The following is a 16,958-nucleotide window of genomic DNA, read 5'->3' as shown; positions in this document are numbered from 1 at the left end:
TTTTATTATAACTTTTTTACCCATTTTTCCAAAATATTTGAAAAGAGTTATGTTTTTCAAATCTATAGTACACATCCGCGACTTTTTACTTTCTGTATTATAAAAGAAAGTCTTTCTTTCTGCCGAAAATGGTTTGTGAAACCGATTACCGTATGATATACTTTACTTATAAATGTAACAGTTTATGTTGCTAGAATAAAGAGGAAAATCAAATGGTTGTAAAAACAGTTGTTGAAGCTCAAGATATTTTTGACAAAGCTTGGGAAGGCTTCAAAGGTGAAGACTGGAAAGAGAAAGCAAGTGTTTCTCGCTTCGTTCAAGCTAACTACACACCTTATGATGGAGATGAAAGCTTCTTGGCAGGTCCTACTGAGCGCTCACTCCACATCAAGAAAATCGTAGAAGAAACAAAAGCTCACTACGAAGAAACTCGTTTCCCAATGGACACTCGTCCAGCATCTATCGCTGATATTGACGCTGGTTACATTGACAAGGACAACGAACTGATTTACGGTATCCAAAACGACGAACTCTTCAAATTGAACTTCATGCCAAAAGGCGGTATCCGCATGGCTGAAACTACTTTGAAAGAAAATGGATACGAACCAGATCCTGCTGTTCATGAAATCTTTACTAAATATGTTACTACAGTAAATGACGGAATCTTCCGTGCTTACACTTCTAACATCCGCCGTGCTCGTCACGCCCACACTGTAACTGGTCTTCCAGATGCTTACTCACGTGGACGTATCATCGGGGTTTACGCACGTCTTGCTCTTTATGGAGCTGACTACCTCATGGCTGAAAAAGTTCGCGACTGGAATGGTTTGACTGATATTGACGAAGAAACAATCCGTCTGCGCGAAGAAATCAACCTGCAATACCAAGCACTTGGTGAAGTTGTAAAATTGGGTGACCTTTACGGAGTTGACGTTCGCCGTCCTGCCTTCGACGTTAAAGAAGCTATCCAATGGACTAACATCGCCTTCATGGCTGTCTGCCGTGTTATCAACGGTGCTGCTACTTCTCTTGGACGTGTGCCTATCGTTCTTGACATCTATGCTGAACGTGACTTGGCTCGCGGTACTTACACTGAATCAGAAATCCAAGAATTTGTTGATGATTTCGTTATGAAACTTCGTACAGTTAAATTTGCTCGTACAAAAGCTTATGACCAATTGTACTCAGGTGACCCAACCTTCATCACAACTTCTATGGCTGGTATGGGTAACGACGGTCGTCACCGTGTTACTAAGATGGACTACCGTTTCTTGAACACTCTTGACAACATCGGTAACTCACCAGAACCAAACTTGACAGTTCTTTGGACTGACAAATTGCCATACAACTTCCGTCGCTACTGTATGCACATGAGCCACAAACACTCTTCTATCCAATACGAAGGTGTAACAACAATGGCTAAAGACGGATATGGTGAAATGAGCTGTATCTCATGCTGTGTGTCTCCACTTGACCCAGAAAATGAAGAACAACGCCACAACATCCAGTACTTCGGTGCTCGTGTAAACGTATTGAAAGCCCTTCTTACTGGTTTGAACGGTGGTTACGACGATGTTCACAAAGACTACAAAGTATTTGACATCGAACCAATCCGTGACGAAGTTCTTGAATTCGAATCAGTTAAAGCTAACTTTGAAAAATCTCTTGACTGGTTGACTGACACTTACGTAGATGCTTTGAACATCATCCACTACATGACTGATAAGTACAACTACGAAGCTGTTCAAATGGCCTTCTTGCCAACTAAACAACGTGCTAACATGGGATTCGGTATCTGTGGATTTGCTAACACTGTTGATACATTGTCAGCGATTAAATACGCTACTGTTAAACCAATCCGTGATGAGAATGGCTACATCTACGATTACGAAACAATCGGTGAATACCCACGTTGGGGTGAAGATGACCCACGTTCAAACGAATTGGCAGAATGGTTGATCGAAGCTTACACTACTCGTCTACGTAGCCACAAACTTTACAAAGACGCAGAAGCTACAGTATCACTTTTGACAATCACATCTAACGTTGCTTACTCTAAACAAACTGGTAACTCACCAGTCCACAAAGGTGTATACCTCAACGAAGATGGTTCTGTGAACTTGTCTAAACTTGAATTCTTCTCACCAGGTGCTAACCCATCTAACAAAGCTAAAGGTGGATGGTTGCAAAACTTGAACTCACTTTCTAGCCTTGACTTTAGTTATGCAGCTGACGGTATCTCATTGACTACACAAGTATCACCTCGCGCTCTTGGTAAGACTCGTGACGAACAAGTTGATAACTTGGTAACAATCCTTGATGGTTACTTTGAAAACGGTGGACAACACGTTAACTTGAACGTTATGGACTTGAAGGATGTTTACGAGAAGATTATGTCTGGCGAAGATGTTATCGTTCGTATCTCAGGTTACTGTGTAAATACTAAGTACTTGACTCCAGAGCAAAAGACTGAATTGACTCAACGTGTCTTCCACGAAGTACTCTCTATGGACGATGCTTTGAGCTAATAAACGACTAAAGACTTACAAACCATTTGAAAGAAGATTGGAAATCCCCAATCTTCTTTTTTGTATTTCAGACTTCAAGTGACTACTAACTTGATGATATTTTTAAGAGGCTTTATGGTATAATGGTTCTATTGCTATACTAGGAAAAGGACTGGGGAAATGACAGAGAAAGGTATCAGGGAAGAAGCCAAAGATTTCAATCTGGCGGTAGATGTCATCATGCTGGCTGGGACACTGCTGCTGCAGAGCGGATCCGAGACCTATCGGGTAGAAGACACCATGATTCGCATCGCTCATTCGCAAGGGATTATCGACTGCAATGCCTTAGCAATGCCAGTGGCTATTTTCTTTTCGATCGAAAATACAAATGTCTCACGGATGAAGCGCAATCTCAAGACCAACTACAATATCGAGAAGGTCTGCGACGTCAATCAGGTCTCCCGTCAGTTGGTTACAGGAGAAATCAGCCTTCAAGAGGCTTTTGATGAGCTGAATCGCCTCAAAGTTAAGGAGCTGCCCTATAATAACAAGCAGCTGATTGCTGCGGCAACGCTCAGTGCTCCCTTCTTCTCCATCATGTTTGGCGGAAACTTCTACGATGCTTTAGGCGCGGCCATTGCTACCTTCTTTGGCTTTGCCTTCTCTTTGTATGTGGACAAATATATCCGCATTCCTTTTGTGACAGCTTTTGCTGGAGCCTTTGTCTTCGGACTGCTGGCTCATATCTGGACGCGTTATTCCGGTTTTAATTCCACAGATGATTTGATTATTGCAGGTTCTGTCATGCCTTTTGTGCCCGGCATTGCTCTGACCAACTCTGTGCGTGACATCATGACCAACCATATCAACTCTGGGATGAGCAAGCTCTTTGAATCGCTCCTCATCACTCTTGCTCTCGGTGCAGGTACCTCTGTCGCCCTCCTTATTATGAAATAAGCCTATGACAATCTTGACTTTCTTACTGCAAGCAGTTGCCAGCCTACTGGCTATCATTACTTTTTTAATCGTTCTAAATGTCCAGCGCAGTATGCTGATTCCCGGCGGAGTCTTGGGCATGGCTATTTGGCTACTCTATCTCCTGCTCAAAGGACCGACCAACGTCATCATAGCAACCTTTGTGGCTGCTATCGTCGGTTCCTGCGTCAGCCAAATTCTCAGCATCATCTACAAAACGCCTGCTGTTGTTTTTATTTTGGCTATTCTAGCGCCCTTGGTCCCAGGCTACATTTCCTATCGGACGACTGCTTTCTTTGTCACTGGTGATTACAGCCAGGCCATGATTCACGCTACTCTGGTGGTCATTCTGGCCTTGGTCATCTCAATTGGCATGGCCAGTGGCACTGTCGTACTCAAGCTCTATCACTATTTAAAAAAGCGCCAAATCAAACTCATAGCAAATAAACAGTAGAGCCATCTGCTGTTTTTATTTTGGAAAATACATCTTAAGCCTGATTTAGCTGAGATTAGATGTTTTTTGTAAGAGTTTTATTCCTAAGTATGGTAAAATAGTTTTCGGAATATACTAGAATAAAAGGATTTAAAGAGGTCTTATAATGACAATCGGAATCGACAAAATCGGTTTTGCGACCAGTAATTATGTCTTAAAATTAAATGATTTAGCTGCAGCCCGTGGAACTGACCCGGAAAAGCTTAGCAAGGGACTCCTGCTCAAAGAACTAAGCATTGCTCCTCTGACTGAGGATATTGTTACCTTGGGAGCGGCGGCAGCAGAACCCATCCTGACAACAGAGGACAAAGAAAAGATTGATATGGTCATCGTGGCTACTGAGTCAGGGATTGACCAGAGCAAGGCTGCAGCCGTTTTTGTCCACGGCCTTTTGGGCATCCAGCCTTTTGCCCGTAGCTTTGAAATCAAGGAAGCCTGCTATGGAGCTACTGCTGCACTGGACTATGCCAAGCTCCATATCGAAAAACATCCAGACAGCAAAGTTTTGGTGCTAGCTAGCGACATTGCCAAGTATGGCATTCATACACCGGGCGAGCCAACTCAGGGAGCAGGAGCTATTTCTATGCTGATTAGCAGCAATCCTCGTATCCTCGCTTTCAATGATGATAATGTAGCTCAGACACGCGATGTCATGGATTTTTGGCGCCCAAATTACTCGACAACGCCTTATGTCAACGGGCTCTATTCAACCCAGCAGTATCTGGATAGCTTAAAGACAACTTGGACGGAGTACCAAAGACGCCACAAGCTTGCTCTCAAAGATTTTGCAGCCTACTGCTTCCACCTGCCTTATCCAAAATTGGCTCTCAAAGGCCTTAATAAAATCATGGATAAAAGCCTGCCTCAAGAGCAGCAAGACCAGCTTAGAAAGAACTTTGAAGCCTCTATTCTTTACAGCCAAAAAGTTGGAAATATCTATACAGGCTCCCTCTTCCTAGGCCTCCTGTCTCTTTTAGAAAACTCTGACAACCTCAAGGCTGGCGATCGAATTGCTCTTTTCGGCTATGGCAGCGGAGCTGTCTCTGAAATCTTTAGTGCCAATTTGGTAGAGGGCTATGAAAAGCATCTATCCAAGACACGTCTAGAGGAATTAGACCAGCGTCAGGCTCTTTCCATCTCGGATTACGAGCGTATCTTTTTTGAAGAAGCTGAGCTGGATGCGGAAGGTAATGCCAGCTTTTCTGGCTATGAAGACCAAAGCTTTGCTCTGGCGGAAATTGCAGAGCATCAGCGTAAGTACATCAAAGTTGAGAAATCATCATGAAAGTAAACTGGACTGGATTTTCCAAAAAAACTTCTGCCGAGCGGCTGCAGATGCTGAAAGAAAAGGGGATTTTACAAAATGAACATTGGCAGCGGCTAGACAGTCAGCAGACTTTGCCTCTGGAAACAGCCAACCAGATGAGTGAAAATGTACTGGCCACTCTGGCCCTGCCTTACTCTCTGGTGCCAGACTTTTTGGTGGATGGCAAGACCTATCAAGTTCCTTTTGTGACTGAAGAGCCATCTGTGGTAGCAGCGGCTAGCTTTGCAGCTAAGATTATCAAACGTTCAGGCGGATTTGAGACAGAGGTCCACAAACGCCAGATGATTGGGCAAATCGCCCTCTATCAGGTTGAGAAGGTCGAACAAGCCATTAAAGATGTTCTCAGGAAAAAGAAAGAGTTGCTGGAACAGGCCAACCAGGCCTATCCATCGATTGTTGCCCGTGGTGGCGGAGCTAGAGAGCTCTGGCTGGAGCCAAAGGAAGACTTCCTCATTTTCTATCTATCTGTGGATACGCAGGAAGCCATGGGAGCCAATATGCTCAACACTATGCTGGAAGCTCTCACCCTTCCTCTGGAAGAGCTGACTGGCGGTAAGAGTCTGATGGCTATCCTGTCAAACTATGCAACAGATAGCCTAGTAACAGCCCACTGTGTCATTGATTATCGCTTTCTCAGCCGGGATAAGGCTGAGGCAGAGCTACTTGCGGATAAGATGCAGCTGGCTAGCAAACTAGCACAGGTCGACCCTTACCGGGCGGCTACCCACAATAAAGGTATCTTTAATGGTATTGATGCTTTGGTGCTAGCTACTGGAAATGACTGGAGGGCTGTGGAAGCCGGTGCTCATGCCTATGCCAGCCGAGAAGGAAGCTACCGCGGCCTCTCTACTTGGACGGCAGACCCAGACAAACGCCAACTTCATGGTCAGATGACCCTGCCCATGCCCATTGCGACTAAGGGAGGCTCTATCGGTCTCAATCCAGCAGTGACAGCCAGCTTTGACTTACTGGGGCAGCCTCAGGCCAAGGACTTGGCTTCCCTCATCGTATCAGTCGGATTGGCGCAAAATTTCGCTGCCCTCAAAGCCCTAGTCAGCACTGGCATCCAAGCCGGACACATGAAATTGCAAGCCAAATCTTTAGCATTACAGGCTGGAGCCCAGGACGAAGAAATTGCTGCTGTAGCTAGTCGCTTAACAGCCAATAAGACTTTCAACCTAGCTGCTGCCCAGGAAATACTAGCTGACTTACGAAAGCAGGACAAGTAAAGTAAAAAGGCCTTGATGGCCTTTTTTGTATGTCTTTATGCTATTTATTTAATCTGTTCTTGAGCTTCTTTCAGCCGTCCATAGAGTAGATAGGGTACACTCTTTAGTTCTTGCAAGTTTCGGCAGGACAGGGCGCACATGATAAGCCGCAGATCCGATTTCCAGCCTTCTACAATATCAATAACTTCTTCCACTAAGTGATTTTCCACCAAGTCCAGCATGGTACGAGAGAGGCCGACCGCCTTGGCTCCTAAGACCAAGACTTTGATTATATCCAAAGGATGACGGACACCTCCACTAGCCAAGAGTTCGACCTCATCGCGAATTGGCTGAAGAGCTAGCAGACTCTGCAGAGTAGATTGCCCCCAATCATTGAGGTAATCACGATTGCCACCCCTCTGATTCTCGATATAGGCAAAGCTAGTGCCACCCCGACCGGAAATATCAAAAGTCTGAATACCCAAGGAACGCGCTTCTTCGACAGTAGAGCGATCCATGCCAAAGCCAACTTCTTTAAGAATTAGAGGGATTTCTAATCGCTGACTATAATCAGTCAAGTGCTGGCGCCAAGAACGAAACTCCCGCTCGCCCTCTGGCATAAGCAATTCCTGCATGAGATTGACATGGACCTGCAAAAAGAGGGGCTGCAAATCGGCTACTGCCTGCTGGGCGGCTTGATAAGGCTTGTCCAAGCCGATATTGGTAGCCAGCAATAAATTAGGCCGACCAGCCGCAACCCGATAGGAAGGATCAGAAGGATTTTTCAAGGCTGCGCTGTAAGAGCCAGTTACAAAAAGAAGGCCGCAACTTTCAGCTACTTGAGCCAGCTTTTCATTGATCTGACCACCTTTTTGGCTACCGCCAGTCATGGCATTGATGTAAAAAGGAAACTCCCAATCACGACCAGCAAAGTGAGTAGATAGGTCAATCTCTGCCAAATCGTACTTGGGCAAAGAGCGGTGAACCAGTTCCATTTCATCAAAACTGTTATAACCCGGACGCTGCTCTAAAGCGTATTTGATATGGTCATCCTTACGATTCTGGCTCATCATGGCCTATCCTTTCTCTGTATAATAGCTCAATGCCAGCTTCTTGCCAGGCTTGAATCAGTTGGTTGCTAGATGTGGCATCAAAGCTGAGAGCAATCCCGCAGTCGCCACCGCCGGCACCACTGCTCTTAGCCACACAGTTCAGTCCCTCTGCTGCTTCTTTTAAGACTTTCAGCCTGTCTATATAAATAGCTGGGCTGAGCCTTTCTAAGAGTTGGCTAGCCTTTTCCAGGCTAGACTGAATAGCGAGCTTCTCTCCTGCTAATAAAGCTCTCTCCAAAGCATCAACCTGTGTCCTACTGCCTGTCAAAAAGGACTCTGAAATAGCTGACTTGACCTGATCGACCAAGTCCTTAGAAATCGCTGGCTGCTTGGTCCAGCCAACCAGAAAATCCATGGCTAAGCAAGGCTTAATGATGCGAATTTTAAAATCCCAATCCTCTGCTAACAGCTGTGGCAAGTCGACTTTGTCCATACGCTTACGGACCAATTCTCTATCAAAAGACCGATAGTATATCAAGTCTTCATAAGCAATGCAGGCTAGATCTCCCATGGAGCCATTGTCTCCGCACTTGAGGAGAACGTAGGAAGCCAGCTTAAAGAGTGGCTCCGGCTCTAAGTCTAGCTCATAAAGTGCCGCCATAGCCTTGATGGTCAGAATAACCACACTACCGCTGGAGCCAATCCCGAACTTCTTGCCGTCCCTTTCCATCTTGCCACTAATCTTTAGAGAAAAAGGCTGAAGTTGGTAGCCTAAGGCTAGCAAATAAGTGTTCATAACTGCTACCGTCTCCTGAATCAAGGCATAATCAGGGTCTGGCTTTAGGTTAGCGCTGTGATCAAACATATCTGATGTCAAGCAATAGGCAGAGGCTGCCTGGATTTCCCCCGTCATATAGATAGGAATGGCCTTGATAATGGCTGGCTGGCCGGCCGTCAGCACTGCATATTCACCCGCCAGATAGAGCTTGCCGCAGGTTTGAACTCTTGCACTAACTTTCATCTGACAAGTCCTTTGTTTTGGAGACGATAAGTCGGTAGTCCTTCTCAAAAATAGCCACCAGATGGTCTAGGTCTTCCTCCAAGCAGAGGACCTTGACATTTGGCCCCGCATCCATGGTAAAGTAGCAACGCTCGCCCTGGTCCCGCAGCTTTCTGACAGCATCCATAGCTTGGTAAGACTCCTCTGTCAGATAAGAAAAGGGCGGATAAGCTTTTTCTGTTGTAGCATGCATTCGAAGAGCATTTTCTTCCGTCAGCTGACCCACCTTGGCAAAATCATTGCCCTGCAAATAGCCTAGCATAGCCTGATAATCCAAGGTAGACTGGGTAATCCAATCTGGGAAAATCGTGGAAGTTTTGGCACAGAGCTCCATACCGTCGCGGCTGGAAATAGGCTTTTTCTCATCGTGCAGAACTAGCATAATCATAGCTAATTTCAAATCCGTCTTGACTGGATAAATGGCCCCACTGTCCTTATCCCAGGCTGCTAGCGGGCCAAAGAAAGACCGAGCAGAGGACCCTGAAGCAAATTTGGCCAGCTGAGCCAGTTCTTCCGTCTGATAGCCCGTCTGAAAATAAGCATTGCAGGCCTTGACTAGGGCTGATAGACCACTGGAGCTGGAAGACAGACCCGCTGCTGTTGGCATATTGTTACTGGTATCAACTCGGACAAAACCATCTTCTGGAGAGCGAAAACGGTCAATAATCTTACTGATTTTAGCATGTTCTGCTGGGCTTTGCAGCTGACCGTCAATATAAAATTCATCTCCAGTCGCTGTATCCGGCAAAGGACTCAGTTGCGTCTCGGTATACATATTTTCCAGTGTCAGCGAGATACTGCTAGTAGACGGAATCATCTTTTCTGCATCTTTCTTCCCCCAATATTTGACAATTGCAATATTGGCATAGGATTTGACACTTACAGGCTTTCGATCCATGTGTTAATGGCCCCTTTCTCTCTCAATAAGGCGGCTAAGGCCTCCGCCTGACTTTTTTCTCCTACAAGAGCAATGACACAGCCACCCAGACCGCCGCCGCTCATTTTAGCACCCAAAGCTCCATTTTCAAGAGCTGCCGCTACCAGCTCATCCGCTTTCTGGCAAGACACTCCTAGCTTGGCTAACTTCTCATGAGCCTTGGTCATAGCTTGACCCATAGTCATCAAGTCCTTGATAGAAATGGCTTTCTCAAGGATTTTCGTTAAATTCCCCAATTCCTGCAGCAAAGGCAGAGCCTTTTGACCCTGACTTTCTACAGCACGGATGGCTTCGCGGGTATGACCGTGAATGCCCGTATCTGCAATCACTAAAAAGGCATCCAAATCCAGCTCAATTTCACTGAAACCGAAATTGCGGATGAATTTGATAGCTACATCGCTAAGGCAGGTCTTGGCATCAAGCCCGCTGGGATTCATATGGGCAATCATCTCTGCCCGATTGGCTAGAATCTCCAGTGTCTGGTCATCCAGTTCTTCCTCAAAGTAGTCAAAGACCGCCCGAATGGCCGCAATACTGACCGCGGCTGAAGAGCCCATCCCTCTCTTCTCAGGGACCATGGACTCTACTTGACAGCGAATCTTAGCTCCTTGCCGACCGAGATGTTCTAGACAGGCAAAAACAGCCATGGACAGCGTATCCTCAGCGTAGAGAGTCCAGGCCCGCTCAGACGGAAAGACCTGACAGGTCACTTCAATACGATTAAGAGGCAGGGAAATAGCCGGATAGCCATAGACCACCGAATGCTCTCCCATTAAAATAATTTTACTGTGTGCCTTGCCGACACCGATTGCTTTTGTCATATTCTTCTCTTGTCTGTAGATTCTCTCTATCTTATTTTAATATACTTTGGCAAAAAAAGCGATTTTTATTAAGAGGAAATCACTGGGGCTAGAGACCGATATTTATATAGGCAGACATGATAAAACTCCGGGACTTGCATCCGGAGTCTTTTAAAGTTCTATTCTTATCAGGTCCATCAGCTGGTTCCGATCCAAGATCCATTGAGCCCGCTCATCTTTTTCATAGGTCCGGTTGGATAGGAAAATAGCCGCCTTTTGCTCCTTGCGATTATACATGATAAAAGTGCCCGTGTAGCCAGTGTGATCCAGCCAGCTGCCCTCCAAATTCCAGGCTAGACTGCGCCTTTTACCCGGCTCTTTAGAAAAATTCTGGGTCAGATTGGCCGCAAAATCATCCTGCAGATAATGTTCCAGAAATATTTCCAAATCCCTGAGACTTGAAAATAAGCCTGCACTGCCAGCATGGACACCCAGTACACGCGCCTTGGGATCATGAACCTGACCATCCTTGACACCGCAAACGGTCGGCACAGCTCCTGGAACTGGCCCAAAACCTGTCTCAGTCAAACCCCAAGGCTGGAAAATCTGACTTTGAAAAATCTGATCCAAGGCCTGACCATAGATTTCTTCCAACATAATGCCCAAGAGCAGAAAATTCACATCCGTATAGCGGAAGGCCTTATCTTCAAGCACCGTCAAATGATTGAGTGCTGCTTTCAACTCAGGAGCTGTCAGCTCATCACGATTGGGAATAAAGGGATCTAGCCCAGATGTGTGGGTCAAGAGCTGACGCAAGGTCACATCTTCTCGATGGAAGGCCGGATAATAATGCTGCAAGGGCAAATCCAGCTCTAGCTTGCCCTGATTATACAAAAAGGCTGCCAGAGTACCAACTCCGACCACCTTGCTGACGCTAGCCAAGTCATAGACCAATCCCGCTTGAGTCTTCTTTCCTTCTTGCGGATCTGCCAGACCAAAGTAGAATTCCTGCCACCGGCCAGCTTGATACAAGGCCAGACTAGCACCGGGATAGATACCGTCTTTCAGCTGTTCTTTGATTTTACTGATGATGTTTTCTAGAGTCATGCTTCAAACCACAATTCAATCTTGCTCGAATCCTGACTCAGCAGGAACTTATCTGACTTGGGCACAAAGACCTCGTGTCCTTCAAAGACATAACGCAGCGCAGCGGTTTCTAAACGATTGACCTGAACTTTAAGCATTGTCAAGTCCCAAGTTAGGGCATTGTCTGCCTGCAAGTCTTGACCCTCTGCTTCTGTAAAGGTCAGAAAGTCCAGCGCATTTTCAATCTTGCTGTAAAATTCTTGGGCTTCATCGGCATTTGGTACACGAATTTCTACCGTCTCTATTTCAAATTGGCTAAGACCGATAAAGTCCTCTTGCTTTTCAAATTCAGGCGCTGCCGTGACCTCTTGCAGATTTGCTCTATTATCTTCAGCATGCAAGAGAACTAAGTCACCCTCTGGTGACAGAGCTTCAAAAGCATATCCTTTCTCTCCTTGATAAAGCTTTGTCCAAGCAGGCTTTTGAGCCAATAGAGACTCGATTTCTTTAGCATCTGCAACCTTGACAACGATTCTGGCTAATTTTTTAGGACCTTTGACTCGCCGCGACCGCATACTGGGTGATTCTTCCAGCTGCAGTTTCTCTGTCTTAGTCTGATCACCCAAGGACAGAAATGCAGCTTCCTCTAAAAAGGCCTTCATGCCCAGCTGATTTACGAAAAATTCTTGATTTAAATGACGATTATTGATCTTTAATACAGGGATAATTCTAATAATATGATTCGCGCTCATAATTCCTCCAAACCATTTTATTGTAATGGATTTTCATCTTTTTGACAAGAAATTATGCGCAAATAAACAATTTTTAAAACAAGAAGGCCTTGGATTTATTGGTAAACGGTCTGAGCAATGACCAAACCCCTAGCGGACTCAAACTCGTACTGCAGATAGGACTGGTAGGTACCGGGCGCGATAATCCCGCGAATATCCAGAATATCTGTCCCAGCCTGTCCAATAATCGAATCTGCTAGTAGGCAACAGTTGGTCGATAGGACAAAATACGTCTTGAAACGACTGGTTTTAAACTTATATAGCTGCGCTCCTAGTTCATGCTTCAACTTGTAGGAGTATGTTGGATGGCCATTTTTCAATTCTGCTGGCGGCTCCCATTCTACCAACAGCTGATCGATTTCAGCCAAGCGCTTTTCAACCGCCTCTTTCTCCTTATCTGTCAAAGCCAGAGAATAACCAAAGAGTGTTTTCTTGCTTTCTTTTTTGCAAAGCTCAATATAAGCGTCTTTAGGAACCTTGAAGAGAACACCGTCTCCAATCATACCCTTGCATCGCTCAGAAAAAACATCATAGCTGCCATAAGAAATCACTTGTCCCTGATAGCAAATATCTACATGACCAATGCCCCCTAATAAACTCGTCTTTGAAGTATGGACCAAGACCTCCAAGTCCGCCTTTTTTTCTCTATTCTTAACAAGACTATAAACATTTTTACGATCAGAAGCTGCATCTCCCTGAATCAGTCGATTAAAGCGCTCCAGATTTTCTACCGGAATAAAGGCTGCAAAAATAATAGGTAGGTTAATACGAATTTGCCTACGCAGCCGATGTTTTTCCCGGTCATTATCAAAAAAGAGGCCATCCCGAATATTGGACATTCCCAGCATCATCAAATAGATTCCCAAAATCAAAAACTGTAAGTGTCCGTCGGTCGCAGGCGAAAGAATACTGGTCAGCCCAATCCCACCATAGAGAATGGTATCAAATAGATAGCGCAAACCTCCCTTGACATGATTTTGCCGATAAAGCAGATAGGTCATTCCGTAAATACCGGCAGTCAAGAGCTGGTAGCTACCCAAACTAATAATCACAATATTGACAGGCACATCACTGATTCGGTTGAGCCAGCTGATACCCATGGCGACTGCAATCTGAAGCAGACTAGGCCAGACAGCCCCTTCTTTCTTGCGCGTAAAAACATGAAGAACAATATTTACCAAGCCAACAACTGTCAGATAAAGCGAAATAAAATCGAAGGCCAGCTTGGTAAATCTGAAGCCATTGACAATGATAATCAGGCCAAAAACAAGGGCTAAAAAACCAAAGAGTAAGGTCCTGCGGCCACTGACCTTATGAAATTTTGATACTTGCATCTCCATCTTTACCTTCTCTATCGTTCGAAAAAAGAGCTGGGGAAATCCCCCAACTCTGATCTTATGTGCTTATCCGTAGATTGTTTTAAACAAGAGGACTGCTGTGATACCTGCAAGAATCGGTGCCACAACTGGAACCCAAGAATACCACCATTTTGAATCACCCTTGTGTTTGCCCAAAATAGATTCTGGCAGGATGAAGTGGAGGATACGAGGTCCAAGGTCACGAGCTGGGTTCAGTCCAGGTCCAGTAGGGCCTCCCAGTGAGGTTACCAAAGCCATTACCAAGAAACCAAGTGCCAAGTGAGCGACTGCTGATGAAGCATTGGTTGCTTGAGCAAAGGTATTATGCACCGCCTTATCCAAATCAGCTTCTGCTATTTTTTGACCAACTTGAGCCGCTTGTAAAGCTTGTTGCTGAACATTTGACTCAATAATTGATTTTAGCTCTGCACCAAAATGAAGTTTTGTCAAGCCTAGAGCAGCAAAGAAAAGAACAAAAGAACCAACAAATTCATTGATAAAACCATTGAACAAGGCTGCTTTACGTGATTCAGGCGTGCCATGGTCTAGACTAGAGATAGTAGAGAAAGTACCTAAGATATTGTTAGGATTTTCTGTTTTCAGATAGTAAGGACGGTGGGTCGCAACGACCAAGGCCTGTCCGAAGATAGCTCCCAAAATCTGCGCTGCAATGTATGGCGCAACCTGTGCCCAAGGGAAATAACCGCTGACAGCCAGTCCCAAAGTAAAGGCAGGGTTGATATGGTTACCAGACACATTACCAAACATCAAAGCTGGAATCATAACCCCCATACCGTAACCGACAGCGATGACTAACCAACCGCTCTGATGTCCCTTAGTTCCTTTTAATTCAACGTTGGCAACAGCTCCGTTCCCCAAAACAATGAGGATAGCTGTTCCTAAAAATTCTGTGGCGTATTTAACGACCCATTCGAAATCCATTTAGTGATACTCCTTAAATATTTTTTAGACAAAGTCTATTTTATCAAGTATAATGGATAATGTAAAGGTCATTTTTAATAAAAATAAGAAAAAGAGGGAAGAATATGCGTTTTAATCAGTATAGTTATGCAAGAACGAAACGGGAAAATATGTTGATAGAATTAGCTGAATTAGGCTTTTTTTATGACAGCAATCGCTCTGACAAGGAAAATCTTGAAGATTTTCTCCGCACCAGCTTTTTCACTTATAAAAATACAGATTATCCCTTGAAATCCTGGGCTGCTGACAGCCAAACAGACCTGCTGAGCTTTTTCCAGTCTGACAGAGAACTTACAGCTCCTGTCTTTTATACTGTAGCCTTTCAGCTGCTTGAGTTCTCACCCTTTATCGATTTTACAGATGTTGAGACCTTTCGCAAAGAAACAGGCTTTCCCATTACATTTGGAGACTTGTTGGAAAACCTCTACCAGCTGCTCAACACTCGGACAAAAAATGGTAATTTGCTGATTGATAAGCTAGTCAGCGAGGGTTTGATTCCTGAGGACAATACCCTCCACTACTTCAATGGCAAGAGCTTGGCAACCTTTTCCAGCCATGATGCCATCCGAGAAGTGGTTTATGTGGAATCACGTGTAGATACTGATCGAGACGGCCGTCCGGACCTCATCAAAGTCAGCATTATCCGGCCCCACTATCAAGGACAAATTCCTGCAGTTATGACCGCTTCTCCTTATCATCAAGGGACCAATGACCCCGCAAGCGACAAGGCTCTCCATGATATGAATGTGGACTTAGTAAAAAAAGAGCCTCATCAAATCACAGTACAAGATCCTGAGCTCAAATTGCTCCAGCTGGATTCGCCGAATTTTGCCCAAGAAGTCTCTGAAGCCGAGGAAAAATTAGGTCATATCGGCACCTACACGCTCAATGATTACTTGCTGCCCCGTGGCTTTGCCAATCTCTATGTGTCTGGTGTGGGAACCAAAGACTCTGAAGGACTGATGACCAGCGGCGACTATCAGCAGATCGAGGCTTATAAGAACGTTATTGATTGGCTCAACGGCCGCTGCCGAGCCTTCACCGACCACACACGCCAGCGGGAAATCAAGGCCACTTGGTCCAACGGAAAAGTGGCTACGACCGGTATCTCCTATCTGGGCACCATGTCCAACGGGCTGGCAACGACTGGCGTAGATGGTTTGGAGGTCATTATCGCTGAAGCTGGGATTTCTTCTTGGTATAATTACTACCGCGAAAACGGACTTGTCACTAGTCCTGGTGGCTATCCAGGAGAGGATTTTGAATCCCTGACCGAACTGACCTACTCCCGCAACCTGAGGGCTGGTGACTACCTGCGCAACAACGACGCTTATCAGCAAAGCCTAGAGCAGCAGCGCAAAGACCTAGACCGGCAAACTGGGGATTACAATCAATTTTGGCATGACCGCAATTACCTGCTCCATGTAGATAAGGTCAAGGCCGAAGTCGTCTTTACCCACGGCTCTCAAGACTGGAATGTCAAACCACTTCACGTCTATCAGATGTTTAGAGCCCTACCCTCCCACATCAAAATGCATCTCTTCTTCCATAACGGTGCCCATGTTTACATGAACAACTGGCAGTCCATCGACTTCCGTGAGTCTATCAATGCTCTGCTGAGCAAAAAACTGCTGGGTTGTGAATCAGACTATGAACTTCCAGCAGTCATCTGGCAGGACAACAGCCAAGCTCAAAGCTGGCTGACCTTAGAAGACTTCGGTGGACAAGAGAAGAATCTTCATCTCCAACTAGGCCAAGACTGCCAAGCTATCAAAAATCAATATCCAGAAGAAGACTATAATCGCTTTGCCAAAAACTACCAAAGCTTTAAAACGGAGCTTTTTGAAGGCAAGGTCAACCAGATTAGTCTGGACTGGACCTTGGAAAGGGACCTCTTCCTCAACGGAGCGAGCCAGCTCAATCTTCGCCTCAAATCCAGCACTGATAAAGGACTGATTTCTGCTCAATTGCTGGACTTCGGACCAGCTAAGCGCCTCACACCAATTCCTACGCTTATTGAGCCTAGAGTCATGGATAACGGCCGCTACTATATGCTGGACAATCTGCTTGAGCTGCCTTTTGCTGAAACGCCACACCGTGTCATCACCAAAGGCTTCCTCAATCTGCAAAACCGGACCAACCTACTGACTGTCGAAGAAGTCACTCCTGACCAATGGCTGGAATTTTCCTTTGAACTGCAACCAACCATCTATAAAATGAAAAAAGGCGACCAACTGCGCCTCGTCCTCTACACTACAGACTTTGAGCATACCGTCCGTGATAAGACCGATTATCAGCTGACGGTAGACTTGGAGCAGTCTAGTCTGGATTTGCCGACCATGACATCACATTAATAAAACCTAAAAGGCGCTGAAATTCAGCG

Annotated in this window: 14 protein-coding genes; 6 read left to right on the top strand and 8 right to left on the bottom strand. The window is 45.4% G+C overall.

Annotated elements, in window-relative coordinates; genetic code table 11:
- Positions 1-212 precede the first annotated feature (212 nt).
- The 5 genes from pflB to RYK49_RS00870 all read left to right on the top strand — a co-directional run bounded on the left by pflB (position 213) and on the right by RYK49_RS00870 (position 6,531).
- On the top strand, positions 213-2,528 hold the full coding sequence (gene pflB, locus RYK49_RS00890; protein WP_314864604.1) for a formate C-acetyltransferase: 2,316 nt from the start codon (positions 213-215) through the stop codon (positions 2,526-2,528).
- 159 nt (positions 2,529-2,687) lie between these two features.
- Positions 2,688-3,464, top strand: coding sequence for a threonine/serine exporter family protein (locus RYK49_RS00885; RefSeq protein WP_002901514.1), 777 nt, complete (start codon positions 2,688-2,690; stop codon positions 3,462-3,464).
- Positions 3,465-3,468: 4 nt separating this feature from the next.
- Positions 3,469-3,936 (top strand): threonine/serine exporter family protein, encoded by a 468-nt coding sequence (locus RYK49_RS00880; protein ID WP_314830684.1) that lies wholly within the window; start codon positions 3,469-3,471, stop codon positions 3,934-3,936.
- Between the two features lie 145 nt (positions 3,937-4,081).
- A complete protein-coding gene (locus RYK49_RS00875; protein WP_314830683.1) occupies positions 4,082-5,260 on the top strand; it encodes a hydroxymethylglutaryl-CoA synthase in 1,179 nt (392 codons plus the stop codon).
- Positions 5,257-6,531 carry a hydroxymethylglutaryl-CoA reductase, degradative gene (locus RYK49_RS00870; RefSeq protein ID WP_314830682.1) on the top strand — a complete coding sequence of 425 codons (1,275 nt, stop codon included), beginning with the start codon at positions 5,257-5,259 and terminating at the stop codon, positions 6,529-6,531. Before RYK49_RS00875 ends, RYK49_RS00870 begins: the two co-directional genes overlap by 4 nt.
- A gap of 44 nt (positions 6,532-6,575) precedes the next feature.
- Here RYK49_RS00870 and fni read toward each other — a convergent pair whose 3' ends face one another.
- The 8 genes from fni to gla all read right to left on the bottom strand — a co-directional run bounded on the left by fni (position 6,576) and on the right by gla (position 14,536).
- Positions 6,576-7,583 (bottom strand): type 2 isopentenyl-diphosphate Delta-isomerase, encoded by a 1,008-nt coding sequence (fni, locus tag RYK49_RS00865; protein ID WP_314830681.1) that lies wholly within the window; start codon positions 7,581-7,583, stop codon positions 6,576-6,578.
- Positions 7,564-8,583 (bottom strand): phosphomevalonate kinase, encoded by a 1,020-nt coding sequence (locus tag RYK49_RS00860; RefSeq protein ID WP_314830680.1) that lies wholly within the window; start codon positions 8,581-8,583, stop codon positions 7,564-7,566. Before RYK49_RS00860 ends, fni begins: the two co-directional genes overlap by 20 nt.
- On the bottom strand, positions 8,573-9,520 hold the full coding sequence (gene mvaD / locus RYK49_RS00855; RefSeq protein WP_314830679.1) for a diphosphomevalonate decarboxylase: 948 nt from the start codon (positions 9,518-9,520) through the stop codon (positions 8,573-8,575). The genes RYK49_RS00860 and mvaD overlap by 11 nt, the downstream gene beginning before the upstream one ends.
- Complete coding sequence (gene mvk, locus RYK49_RS00850; protein WP_314830678.1) at positions 9,502-10,380, bottom strand: mevalonate kinase; 879 nt, start codon at positions 10,378-10,380, stop codon at positions 9,502-9,504. Before mvk ends, mvaD begins: the two co-directional genes overlap by 19 nt.
- A 150-nt stretch (positions 10,381-10,530) precedes the next feature.
- Positions 10,531-11,466: a serine hydrolase domain-containing protein gene (locus RYK49_RS00845; protein ID WP_314830677.1), complete on the bottom strand. Its 936-nt coding sequence runs from the start codon at positions 11,464-11,466 to the stop codon at positions 10,531-10,533.
- Positions 11,463-12,197, bottom strand: a complete 735-nt coding sequence (locus tag RYK49_RS00840; RefSeq protein WP_314864602.1) for a CppA N-terminal domain-containing protein — start codon at positions 12,195-12,197, stop codon at positions 11,463-11,465. The genes RYK49_RS00845 and RYK49_RS00840 overlap by 4 nt, the downstream gene beginning before the upstream one ends.
- A 95-nt stretch (positions 12,198-12,292) precedes the next feature.
- Entirely contained in the window at positions 12,293-13,576 is a 1,284-nt protein-coding gene (locus RYK49_RS00835) for a DUF308 domain-containing protein (RefSeq protein ID WP_314864600.1), read from the bottom strand.
- Positions 13,577-13,639: 63 nt separating this feature from the next.
- A complete protein-coding gene (gene gla, locus RYK49_RS00830; protein ID WP_314864598.1) occupies positions 13,640-14,536 on the bottom strand; it encodes an aquaglyceroporin Gla in 897 nt (298 codons plus the stop codon).
- Positions 14,537-14,640: 104 nt separating this feature from the next.
- Here gla and RYK49_RS00825 point away from each other — a divergent pair, with 104 nt between their 5' ends.
- Positions 14,641-16,929 carry a Xaa-Pro dipeptidyl-peptidase gene (locus RYK49_RS00825; protein WP_314830676.1) on the top strand — a complete coding sequence of 763 codons (2,289 nt, stop codon included), beginning with the start codon at positions 14,641-14,643 and terminating at the stop codon, positions 16,927-16,929.
- The last annotated feature ends 29 nt before the right edge of the window (positions 16,930-16,958 follow it).

Source organism: uncultured Streptococcus sp., from assembly GCF_963525625.1.
GTDB lineage: Bacteria > Bacillota > Bacilli > Lactobacillales > Streptococcaceae > Streptococcus.
The sequence above is the reverse complement of the archived record's forward strand: the minus strand, read 5'-3'. Positions and strand labels throughout refer to the sequence as shown.

Bases quoted from the DNA above. Each gene is read 5' to 3' on its own strand.
- pflB (WP_314864604.1), top strand. From the start codon at position 213: ATGGTTGTAAAAACAGTTGTTGAAGCTCAAGATATTTTTGACAAAGCT.
- RYK49_RS00885 (WP_002901514.1), top strand. From the start codon at position 2,688: ATGACAGAGAAAGGTATCAGGGAAGAAGCCAAAGATTTCAATCTGGCG.
- RYK49_RS00840 (WP_314864602.1), bottom strand. From the start codon at position 12,197: ATGAGCGCGAATCATATTATTAGAATTATCCCTGTATTAAAGATCAAT.
- fni (WP_314830681.1), bottom strand. From the start codon at position 7,583: ATGATGAGCCAGAATCGTAAGGATGACCATATCAAATACGCTTTAGAG.
- RYK49_RS00880 (WP_314830684.1), top strand. From the start codon at position 3,469: ATGACAATCTTGACTTTCTTACTGCAAGCAGTTGCCAGCCTACTGGCT.
- RYK49_RS00825 (WP_314830676.1), top strand. From the start codon at position 14,641: ATGCGTTTTAATCAGTATAGTTATGCAAGAACGAAACGGGAAAATATG.
- mvaD (WP_314830679.1), bottom strand. From the start codon at position 9,520: ATGGATCGAAAGCCTGTAAGTGTCAAATCCTATGCCAATATTGCAATT.
- RYK49_RS00845 (WP_314830677.1), bottom strand. From the start codon at position 11,466: ATGACTCTAGAAAACATCATCAGTAAAATCAAAGAACAGCTGAAAGAC.
- gla (WP_314864598.1), bottom strand. From the start codon at position 14,536: ATGGATTTCGAATGGGTCGTTAAATACGCCACAGAATTTTTAGGAACA.
- RYK49_RS00875 (WP_314830683.1), top strand. From the start codon at position 4,082: ATGACAATCGGAATCGACAAAATCGGTTTTGCGACCAGTAATTATGTC.
- RYK49_RS00870 (WP_314830682.1), top strand. From the start codon at position 5,257: ATGAAAGTAAACTGGACTGGATTTTCCAAAAAAACTTCTGCCGAGCGG.
- mvk (WP_314830678.1), bottom strand. From the start codon at position 10,380: ATGACAAAAGCAATCGGTGTCGGCAAGGCACACAGTAAAATTATTTTA.
- RYK49_RS00835 (WP_314864600.1), bottom strand. From the start codon at position 13,576: ATGGAGATGCAAGTATCAAAATTTCATAAGGTCAGTGGCCGCAGGACC.
- RYK49_RS00860 (WP_314830680.1), bottom strand. From the start codon at position 8,583: ATGAAAGTTAGTGCAAGAGTTCAAACCTGCGGCAAGCTCTATCTGGCG.